Source organism: Chryseobacterium sp. VD8, assembly GCF_037149975.1.
In the GTDB taxonomy this organism is placed as follows: Bacteria; Bacteroidota; Bacteroidia; order Flavobacteriales; family Weeksellaceae; genus Chryseobacterium; species Chryseobacterium indicum.
Window position 1 is genome coordinate 1 of the sequence record NZ_JBBCQL010000170.1, and the last position, 9,887, is coordinate 9,887.

At 36.4% G+C, this 9,887-nt stretch carries 10 protein-coding genes and 1 tRNA gene; all 11 read right to left on the bottom strand.

Annotation, left to right across the window (positions count from 1 at the left end; genetic code table 11):
• Positions 1 to 743 (bottom strand): histidinol dehydrogenase (hisD, locus tag WFK35_RS16325; protein ID WP_336733474.1); only part of this gene is annotated, 743 nt, incomplete at its 3' end.
• A gap of 1 nt (position 744) precedes the next feature.
• Positions 745 to 1,602: an ATP phosphoribosyltransferase gene (hisG, locus tag WFK35_RS16330; RefSeq protein WP_336733476.1), complete on the bottom strand. Its 858-nt coding sequence runs from the start codon at positions 1,600 to 1,602 to the stop codon at positions 745 to 747.
• Between the two features lie 247 nt (positions 1,603 to 1,849).
• Positions 1,850 to 2,944 carry a glycosyltransferase family 4 protein gene (locus WFK35_RS16335; protein WP_336733477.1) on the bottom strand — a complete coding sequence of 365 codons (1,095 nt, stop codon included), beginning with the start codon at positions 2,942 to 2,944 and terminating at the stop codon, positions 1,850 to 1,852.
• On the bottom strand, positions 2,941 to 3,717 hold the full coding sequence (locus WFK35_RS16340; RefSeq protein WP_336733478.1) for a polysaccharide deacetylase family protein: 777 nt from the start codon (positions 3,715 to 3,717) through the stop codon (positions 2,941 to 2,943). Before WFK35_RS16340 ends, WFK35_RS16335 begins: the two co-directional genes overlap by 4 nt.
• Positions 3,718 to 4,647 carry a glycosyltransferase family 2 protein gene (locus WFK35_RS16345; protein ID WP_336733479.1) on the bottom strand — a complete coding sequence of 310 codons (930 nt, stop codon included), beginning with the start codon at positions 4,645 to 4,647 and terminating at the stop codon, positions 3,718 to 3,720. It abuts the gene before it with no gap.
• 2 nt (positions 4,648 to 4,649) lie between these two features.
• Entirely contained in the window at positions 4,650 to 5,819 is a 1,170-nt protein-coding gene (locus tag WFK35_RS16350; RefSeq protein WP_336733480.1) for a glycosyltransferase family 87 protein, read from the bottom strand.
• A 30-nt stretch (positions 5,820 to 5,849) separates the two neighbouring features.
• Positions 5,850 to 6,662 carry a 2,3,4,5-tetrahydropyridine-2,6-dicarboxylate N-succinyltransferase gene (locus tag WFK35_RS16355; RefSeq protein WP_076390279.1) on the bottom strand — a complete coding sequence of 271 codons (813 nt, stop codon included), beginning with the start codon at positions 6,660 to 6,662 and terminating at the stop codon, positions 5,850 to 5,852.
• A gap of 526 nt (positions 6,663 to 7,188) precedes the next feature.
• Entirely contained in the window at positions 7,189 to 7,758 is a 570-nt protein-coding gene (locus tag WFK35_RS16360; RefSeq protein WP_336733481.1) for a C40 family peptidase, read from the bottom strand.
• 423 nt (positions 7,759 to 8,181) lie between these two features.
• The gene (locus WFK35_RS16365; RefSeq protein WP_235130837.1) at positions 8,182 to 8,559 is read right to left on the bottom strand and encodes a hypothetical protein; all 378 of its coding nucleotides are present in this window, start codon (positions 8,557 to 8,559) and stop codon (positions 8,182 to 8,184) included.
• Positions 8,560 to 8,586: 27 nt separating this feature from the next.
• Positions 8,587 to 8,660 (bottom strand) — tRNA-Ala (locus WFK35_RS16370).
• 199 nt (positions 8,661 to 8,859) lie between these two features.
• Positions 8,860 to 9,887: TolC family protein (locus tag WFK35_RS16375; protein ID WP_336733482.1), on the bottom strand; the 1,028-nt coding region annotated here is incomplete at its 5' end.

The following is a 9,887-nucleotide window of genomic DNA, read 5'->3' on the forward strand; positions in this document are numbered from 1 at the left end:
CAGAATTCAGGAACTGCTTTTTCATCGGCAATCACAAGAACTTCACTCGGTCCGGCAGGCATATCAATGGCAATATTGTAGTTTTGCGCATATTCTTTAGCGGCTACAACATACTGATTTCCCGGCCCGAAAATTTTATAAACATTCGGAATGCTTTCGGTTCCAAAAGTCATTGCTGCAATTGCCTGAGCGCCTCCTGTCTTGAAAATCTGCGTTACTCCGCACAATTTTGCCGTATATAAAATGGCAGGATTTACATTGCCGTTTTTATCGGGTGGCGTACAGAGAATAATTTCTTTACAACCCGCTAACTGAGCCGGAATGGCAAGCATTAAAACCGTAGAAAATAACGGGGCTGTTCCTCCCGGAATATAAAATCCTACTTTTTCAATAGCTCGGTTTTCTCTCCAGCAAACTATTCCTTTTGTCGTTTCTATTTTTTCGATTGTAGGAATTTGTGAAGCGTGAAACTTGGTAATATTTGATTTTGCTTCCTTAATGGCTGTTTTCAGTTCTTCACTGATCAGATTTTCAGCGGTTTCAATTTCTTCTTCAGAAATTTTAATGTTGTTTATTTCAGCGGAATCAAATTTTTTAGCAAAATCAATCAGCGCCTGATCTCCGTTGTTCTTCACTTCATCGAAAATTCCGGCAACGATTTCTGTTAATCTTTCTCTTTTTATAACGGGTCTTTTTGTTAATTCAGACCATTTTTCCCTTTCAGGATATCTTTCTACTTGCATATTAAATCACCATTTTATCGATTGGAATTATTAAAATATCCTGCGCTCCTTTATCTTTCAGTTCATCAATCACTTCCCAGAAACGCGCTTCGTCTATCACGGAATGGATGCTGCTCCAACCTTCTTCTGCCAACGGAATCACCGTCGGACTTTTTAGCACAGGAAGCGCTTTTGAAACTTCTCCGATCTTGTCGTTCGGAACGTTCATGAGAATATATTTTGAATTTTTTGCTTTAAGAACGGCTTTAATTCTGAAGAGAAATTTTTCAAGAATTCTGGTTTTTTCTTCATCCAGTCTGAATGTTTTTGCCAGAACGGCTTCAGAAGTAAGAATGGTAACGGTTTCTCTTAATCCGTTTTTGAAGAGGGTGCTTCCTGAGCTTACAATATCGCAGATTCCGTCGGCAAGACCAATGTTCGGTGCGATTTCTACAGAACCTGAAATGATGTGAATGTCTGCAGAAATATTGTTGTTATCCAAAAAGTTTTTCAAGGTATTCGGATAAGAAGTGGCTATTTTTTTCCCCTGAAAATAGGAGATGTCATCGGTTTCAATTTCTTTCGGAACTGCCAGAGAAACTCTGCATTTTGAAAATCCTAAAGGCTGAACGATTTCAATTTTTTTCTGTTTTTCTACCAGAAGATTTTCTCCTACAATGGCAATATCCACCACTCCGTCTTCCAGATACTGAGGAATATCTGAATTTCTTAGATACATGATTTCCATCGGGAAATTTTCTACGGAAACTTTTAACTGGTCTTTTCCGTTATTAACGAAAATACCGCAGTCTTTTAAGAGCTGAAGAGATTCTTCGTAAAGACGACCGCTTTTCTGTATGGCTATTTTTAATTTACTCATTTCACTTTTTTGTTGTGTCTGAGTAAAAAGATGGTTTGGAAATAAATTGCCCTGGATGAATTTAGAAATAAAAAACCGCCTGTTTACTCAGACGGTTTTAATTATTTTGATTTTTAACATAAGTACATATCAATCAATTCCGTCTTAGCAGAGATGATGATGATAATGATGTACTGTTAAAAAATTCGGTTTCATTGTTGAAAATTGTGGTACAAATGTAGGGCTTATTTTTAAACTGCCAAAAAATTTACGAAATAATTTTTCGGTAAAAGTTCATCAGGTTATTGGCAATTGATTCGTCATTGAACTGCTGAACAAAGTCAAAACCTTTATCAGCACGACGTTTTCGTTCGGATTCATTGTCCCATAAAAATTTAATTTTAGACTGGATATCAAGATGATTTTCCGGATCTACATAGACGGAATCTGGACCGCCCGCTTCGGGAAGACAGCTTGTATTGCTTGTAATAACTACTGTTTTTGAAAATAATGCTTCGATGACGGGAATTCCGAAGCCTTCGAAAAAGCTTGGATAAACGAAAATATCGGCAAGTTTGTAGATTGCAGCGAGTTCATCCATGGAAACTCCTTCGAGAAACTGCACGCTGATTTTATGCTGCTGTACAAACTGTTCTACTTTCCTGAAATATTTTGTTTTTTTGCCGACAACCACAAGTGGAATATTCGTGTCTTTCAATGCTTTTACTACATTGAGAAGATTTTTACGTTCTTCGATGGTTCCGACATTGAGAATGAATTTTTCCGGAAGACTGTATTTTTCTTTGGTTTTCTGAATGAATTCTTCGGACTGCTGTTCTTTAAACGCTTTATGGCATCCCTGATAAATGACTTCGATCCTCGATTCGGGAACTTTTAAAAACTGGATAATATCGCGCTTGGTCTGTTCTGAAATGGCAATGATTTTATCGGCAGAATTCGCAGCTTTCCTAAATTTCCAGAAGTGAATTTTACGGTCGAAAAAAGAATAATATTGCGGATATCTTTCAAAAATAAGATCGTGAATGGTGACAATTTTTTTGATAGGTTTTTTATCCCATTTTAAAGGCAATTCGCCGGATAATCCATGGAAAATATCGGCGCTCTGTTTTTGGGCATCCTTCCCCATTTTAAACTGTCGGGACATTTTTCCTTTGGAAGTTTCCACAAAATGAACGTTGGAGTTTTCTAAAATATCAGAACCTCTTTCCGATTTGTTTTTGTTGAGCAGAATGTATTCGTTTTCAGGGAAATACTTTGCTAAAATCCTAACGAGATCGCGGGAATAATTCCCTAAACCGGAAGTGTTGTGAAAAAATCTTTTGGCATCAAATGCTATCTTCATGGCTGTATTTGTTTTTGAAATTCCTGAAATGTTCCGAATGAATAATTTTTACTTTTTAACCACGAAACAAATTCATCAAATCTTTCTATCATATCATCTCCGGAATTTTTTACGGTAAAACCGGGTAATTTAAAGGCTTCATCTTTTATTTCGGCGAATTCCCACGGATGAAAGTAGATGTTGAGATATTTATCTTTTTTCAAAACGTCTGAAGCCAGTTTTTTGTAGAAAAACAATGGAAAATTGTGAAAACTCAGCCAAAATAACGGGATTCTGAAGTTGGGTGAAACGGAAGCCGGAATCTGCACTACTTTTCCTTCGTTAAAATAAGTTCTCGATATTTTTAAATTATTATATCTTCCGGGAAGATAGGTGGGATTGATGGAGGAATTGTAAGAGTATCCTGCGTTTTCCACGGCATTTTTGCTTACAGGCATCATTCTTGGCATTCTGAGTCCTGTAACCTGCGTTGAAAACAGTTCTTCGAGCCGTTCTTTGGATTCTTTAAGGTGTTTTTCTTCAAAGTCTGAATGAAACCATGTGTGAGAAGCCAATTCGTGGCCTTCATTTAATAATCTTCGGATAAGATCTCTGCTGTTTTCTGCAAAAACTACGGTTGAAAAGAACGTTGCTTTTGCATGGTGTTTTTTGAGAATATCTAAAATTCTTTCGACACCTTTCTGTGAAATTGAGATTTGCTGTTCAAAGGAAATTTCTCCTTTGTATTCGAATGGCATATCAAATTCCTCGATGTCAAAACTTAATAAAACCATTTAAAAATTTTTATTTTTGATGATATAATTGGGTCTTTCTTTCACCTGTTTGAAAATTTTGCCTAAATAAATTCCCATAATTCCTAAAATAATCAGTTGCAGACCGCCAAAAAATACGATGGTCATAATTAATGAAGCCCAACCTGAAATTTCTGTTTCTGCCACAAAGGAATAAATGACGTACAAACCATATCCGACAATTGAAAATGCTGAAAAAAGAAATCCTAAATAGGCTGCAATATATAATGGTTTTACACTGAATGCCGTAATTCCCGTAAATGCAAAAGTGATCATTTTCTTGAGGTTATAGCTGCTTTCGCCTGAAAGTCTTTCATTGGCTGTAAATTCAATTCCGGTCTGTTTAAAGCCCATCCAACTGGTTAAACCCCGTAAAAAGAGGTCATCCTCGGTGAAAGTTCTCATTACTTCGACCGCATTCGCATCCATCAGTCTGAAATCTGATCCGCCTCCTTTTGTTAAATTAACATCGGATAAGCTCGACAGGATTTTATAAAAAAAGTCGGACGTTTTTCTTTTAAAGTAGGAAATCTGCTTCGGATAGGTTCGAATCGTGAAAACAATATCGTAGCCTTCTTCCCATTTTTTAATCATTTCCGGAATCATTTCGGGAGGATGCTGCAGATCGCCGTCCATGGAAATGACTGCATTTCCGAAAGCATTATCCATTCCTGCTCTTACGGCGGGTTGATGTCCGAAATTACGTGAAAATTCAATAAATTTTACTTCGTCATATTTTGCGGAAAGTTCTTCGAGCTTCTGCTGGGTTTTGTCGCGGCTTCCGTCGTTCACGAAAATAATTTCAAAGCCGTAATCATCCAGTCCATCAAAAACTTCTTTAATTTTCTGATGTACCAAAACCACGTTTCCTTCTTCGTTATGCGCAGGAATTACAATTGAAATTTTTTTCATAATCAGTTCAGGCTATAGTCTTTTTCGAAGTCTTTTGTTACCAGTTCATAAATGATCCTGAACCAGACAACGATGCAAGGTAAAGCTTTTAGAGAATATTTAACAATATAATTCTGTTTAATAAATTTCGGAAATAAGTCTGATGGTGAAAAACAGGTGAGAATAATTACAAAAATGAGCATAGCATAGACAAGCGGTGTTCTTTTTTTCTGAAGGAAAAACCAGATCATCACTCCCGCTACTGCAATAATGTACGTTGGAGATTCTGATCCTGAACTGAACAATACTAAAAAAAGAAGTGTTGAGGCTAGAATCATCAATTGATATGCATAATTCTTATATTGATTAATCCTCACATACGGCAAAAAGAACAAGGGCGCTCCGAAAGCCATAAAAGTAAGGTTGGAAATTGAAGCATCCTGCAAAATTCTTCTTACAAATCCCATTAGAGAAATGTCCTGATAAGAATCCAGACTTTGATTGAGCCCGTTTTTTTCAGCCAAGGCATTGAACCAGTCTGTATAGCTTTGTACAACAAACTGTGGGCTGGAAATTGCCATCGGTAATACAAAAAATAAAACCGCAACTGCAATTCCGGACAGAATAAATTTGAGTTTGTTTTTGATGAAGAAAAACTGCGAAAGTCCCAAAATTCCGTACAGTTTTACAAATACTCCGACTAAAATGGCAGTAGCAGACTGTACTTCTTTTTTTTCATAAATAAAAATGGCAGACAGCATAAGCAATCCTACCAAAGCAATATTGAACTGAAGACTTACCGCTGCCGTAATATATTCCTGAAGACAAAGCAGTGCAAAAAGTGCTTTTTTAGCATCAGAAAACGGAAGTTTGTAAATGGCAAACAGGAAAATGGCTGCGTTGGCAACGTTCCATAAAGAAATTCCAAGCCAATCGGGAATCAAAGCAAAAGGAGCAATCAGAATACTGAAAAATATCCCGTAATGATTTGAATCTAAGTATCTTTCGGGATACTGCAGGTAGAGATTTTTCTGCTCGATGGTATTTACGAAAACATTTTTGAAGATCAGATAATTGTTAATCGCCTGTGGTCCTCTGAAATATTTGGATAACGCCGTTGCAACAGCTATAATAAGATAAACCCCAAATATGTATTTAGGGTTTAGCAATATTTTAAGAATTTTTTCTTTCAAGATGTGAGGTTTTAGTTTAAAATATTCATCTTAAACAGCAACATTATTCTCTCTCAACGCATCATTCAAAGACGTTTTTTTGTCTGTAGATTCCTTTCTTTTTCCGATAATCAATGCACATGGAACCTGATATTCTCCCGCAGGAAAGGTTTTGGTATAACTTCCCGGAATAACTACCGATCTCGCAGGAACTCTTCCTTTGATCTCAACCGGAGTTTCACCCGTTACATCAATAATTTTTGTAGATGCCGTTAAAACAACATTAGCTCCCAAAACAGCTTCTTTTTCAACATGTACTCCTTCTACAACGATGCATCTTGATCCTACGAAACAATCGTCCTCGATAATTACCGGAGCAGCCTGAAGCGGTTCTAAAACACCACCGATACCAACACCACCACTCAGGTGAACGTTTTTACCGATCTGCGCACAGCTTCCAACTGTTGCCCAAGTATCTACCATGGTTCCGGAATCTACATAAGCACCGATGTTTACGTAAGACGGCATCATAATAACTCCCGGCGCAATATAAGCTCCTTCTCTTGCGATTGCATGCGGAACAACTCTCACTCCTTTTTCAGCGTAGTTTCTCTTCAAAGGCATTTTATCATGAAATTCGAACGGACCGACTTCAATCGTTTCCATTTTCTGAATCGGGAAGTACATTACTACTGCTTTCTTCACCCACTCGTTCACCTGCCATCCGTTTTCTGTAGGTTCTGCGGTACGAAGTTCTCCTTTATCCACCAAAGAAATCACCTCTCTAATCGCCTTCTGGCTGTCTTCATTCTGCAATAGTTCTCTGTTTTCCCAGATATTTTCAATAGTTTGTTGTAACGACATGTTTATTATTTAATATTAAATTGAAAAATTATACGCTGCCAAAGATACAAAAAAGATCAGCAAAACCTTTTGAAAGTATTTTGTTTAGAATGATTTTAATATTCTGGATTCTTTAAACAATGTTTTAATTTAATTGCATAAGCCACATGCGATTTAAGCAAATCAAAATCGGCTAAAGCGGAAATTTATGATCTGTTTTAGCTAAAGCCAAGTGTATTCTTAATTATTTAAAATGTGTTAAAGCCCATTTCTATTGATGTATTAGATAGCATGAAACACTATCTTTAGAACATTGTGGCATTACAGATATCAATCCTACAAGTTTTTTATTACTATTTCTACACAGATTCTGCTCTTAAAGGAGCAAAACTCTTTTACTTTAAAAATCTTATGTTTTTAAGTTATACAATGCCTTTTTGTTTATTAAGGCAACATAAAAAAACAGTTGTAATATTTTGATTATCAGAAGGTATTGAAATTTACTTTGTTTAAAACATTGAAAAACAAAACAGCTAAACAACTTAAACTACAGAACTCTCTGCGCGTGAAGATAAGCTTTGTTCCAGTAGGTTTCATTTAAGGAAGAAATGATAACGCCTTTTGATGTGGAAGCGTGGATAAATTTGACTTCTCCGTCACTTCCGATGTCGTGAACGATCCCAACGTGCGAAACTCTGCTTCCTCCTGCTGTTGCGAAAAACAGAAGATCTCCCGGTTTTACATCTTTGATATCAATCTGAGATCCTGCTTCTGCCTGATCTGCGGATCTTCTCGGAAGTTTGAAATCATTTTCCTCAAAAACTTTTACGGTAAATCCGGAGCAATCGAAACCTGAAGAAGTGTTTCCGCCGAATTTATAAGGCGCACCTAAATATTTTTCTGCATCTTTCAGGAGTTCATTGATGGATTTTGAAATTTTCCCGTCAAATCTGGAATCGAGTTTTCTGAGGTTTTCAGATTTGGCAACGGTTTTTGTAACCGGAGGTCTTTTTACAGCATTTTTTGAACTTCCGCAGGAAATGATAAATACGGAAAAAAGCGATACAATAAATATGTTTTTAACAAACTTTTTTTTGACTAAAAATCTATCCATCATATTTCCCTGAATTTTACAATCTATACAAATATAATAAAATTATGCTTTCAAAGAGCTGAAGTAAGAAATACCACAAAAATTTTAAGACTGTTCATTTGAATGATATTATTTTTTTAAACTTAAAGAATGCGAAGTTTTCTTTTTAAAATTGTCTGTTGATTTTTAGCCTAACAAAGACATTAGATGTTTAAACTTTTTACCACAAAAGATGGAAAATATTTAAACACTTTAGTTTTTTAAGTTTAATACTTAATTGAAAAAAAAGAGCACATAAGTTAAAAAAATCAAAGATTTTTTCTCTTTGCAGACTTTTGAAATACTTTAAATAAATCCAATAAAGTCTTTTTCATATAACCGCTGCTTAAAACTTAATAAAAAAAGCCATCCCAGAAGGATAGCTTTATATTTTATATAAAAATCTTTTTATTTTGAAGTTTTAGCACCTTTCCAGGTTCCGGATCTTGTAGGCGTAGGAACGGCATTAGACCATGTTCCTGTAGCTTTTTTGTCTTCTCTTGTGAAAGTTCCTCTGAATTCGCCATCTTCAGGAAAACCGATCGTTGCAACAAGATCTCCGGATTCGCTAAGATGTCCTGAAATATAATAGTTTTCTGTTGTCTGATCAGAATGTAATGTTCCGGTTACTTTTCCGTCGGTAGCTACCACCACATTCCAGTCGCCTTTCTCGGTTCCTTCGTACGTTCCCGCCCAGGTTCCGATGAAATCATAAATCGTATCTTCATCTTTGCCACAACCAACGAATAAGAAAGCTGTTAATAAAAGTAAAAATATTTTCTTCATAGTTTACAAGTAGTTAAACAATTTTTGTGGAGGATATGGGACTCGAACCCACCACCTTTAGACTGCCAGTCTAACGCTCTAGCCAGATGAGCTAATCCCCCTCTCATTTTCTTCAAAATTCCGAAGCCGTACAAAAGTAAGTATTTAAACCACATATACAAACATTTTATTACATTTTCTTTAAAAACTGATGGAAATATCTGTAAATATTTTAGCAGAAATGAATTTTTTAAGACCAAATAAAAAACGCATACTGAAATAAATCCGTATGCGCTTTCTTTTTACTTTTATAGTCAGAGTTTATTTCCAACCGCCGCCGAGAGCCTGATAAAGTTCTACTCCGGCTTTCATTTTACTGTACTGTGCATTGGCAATATTCAATTCTGCATTTAAAGAATTGACACTGGCATTGAGTACTTCAAGATAATTCGCCATTCCGTAATTGACCAGTTCCTGGGAAAAGTTTACGGAATTTTTATAATTCACCAGTTCTTTCTGTTTTAAATCGATGTACTGATCCTGAACAGAGTACACTCTAATTGCATCAGAAACTTCTTTTCCTGCAGTAAGAATGGCTTTTCTGAAATTCAGATAGGCTGTTTCCTGATTGGCAAGGCTTACTTCGTAATTGGTTCTGATGGTTCTTTTATTCAGAACCGGCTGTGCCAAACCGCCTACAACACTTGCGAAAAGTGAATTTACACTGAATAAATGGTCAATATCCAAAGACTGAATTCCTCCGTTTCCTGTAATTTTTAATGTAGGATAAAACTGGGCTTTTGCAGAATTTGTAAGTTCAAAAGCATTCATTAAATTATATTCTGCTCTCATAACATCGGGTCTGTTTGCTAGTAATTGAGCGGGATATCCCAGTTTTACATCAATCGGAACAGTCTGGGCTGTTAGCGTAGACCTTTCAATTGCACGGGAAGGTTCTCCCAGTAAAAGGCTCATGGTATTTTCCAACAACTGAATCTGTGTATCAATATCAATCAACATGGATTTTGCATTATACACCAACGCTTCACTCTGCTGAACAGCCACTTCCGTTAAAGTTCCTGCTGTTTTCAGGGCTTTTGTAGTTTCCAAATTCTGCTCACGGACTTTGATGGTTTCTGTAATGATTCTTTTCTGCTCGTCAAAAGTCAGTAGCTGATAATATGCAGAAGCAACTGAAGCCACGAGGTCACTTTTTACCGCTTTATGTGCAGCAACCGTTCCTAAATATGACGCCAGCTGAGCTTTTTCCTGCGCCTTTAATTTTCCCCGAAGATCGGCTTCAAAACCGATGCTTGCGGTAATATCGAGCTGATTGATGTATCTTCTGT

What these genes read in the sequence shown, in the direction of transcription:
- WFK35_RS16360 (WP_336733481.1), bottom strand. Translation starts at nt 7,758, where the DNA reads ATGATGGATAGATTTTTAGTCAAAAAAAAGTTTGTTAAAAACATATTT.
- WFK35_RS16365 (WP_235130837.1), bottom strand. Translation starts at nt 8,559, where the DNA reads ATGAAGAAAATATTTTTACTTTTATTAACAGCTTTCTTATTCGTTGGT.
- WFK35_RS16340 (WP_336733478.1), bottom strand. Translation starts at nt 3,717, where the DNA reads ATGGTTTTATTAAGTTTTGACATCGAGGAATTTGATATGCCATTCGAA.
- hisG (WP_336733476.1), bottom strand. Translation starts at nt 1,602, where the DNA reads ATGAGTAAATTAAAAATAGCCATACAGAAAAGCGGTCGTCTTTACGAA.
- WFK35_RS16345 (WP_336733479.1), bottom strand. Translation starts at nt 4,647, where the DNA reads ATGAAAAAAATTTCAATTGTAATTCCTGCGCATAACGAAGAAGGAAAC.
- WFK35_RS16355 (WP_076390279.1), bottom strand. Translation starts at nt 6,662, where the DNA reads ATGTCGTTACAACAAACTATTGAAAATATCTGGGAAAACAGAGAACTA.
- WFK35_RS16335 (WP_336733477.1), bottom strand. Translation starts at nt 2,944, where the DNA reads ATGAAGATAGCATTTGATGCCAAAAGATTTTTTCACAACACTTCCGGT.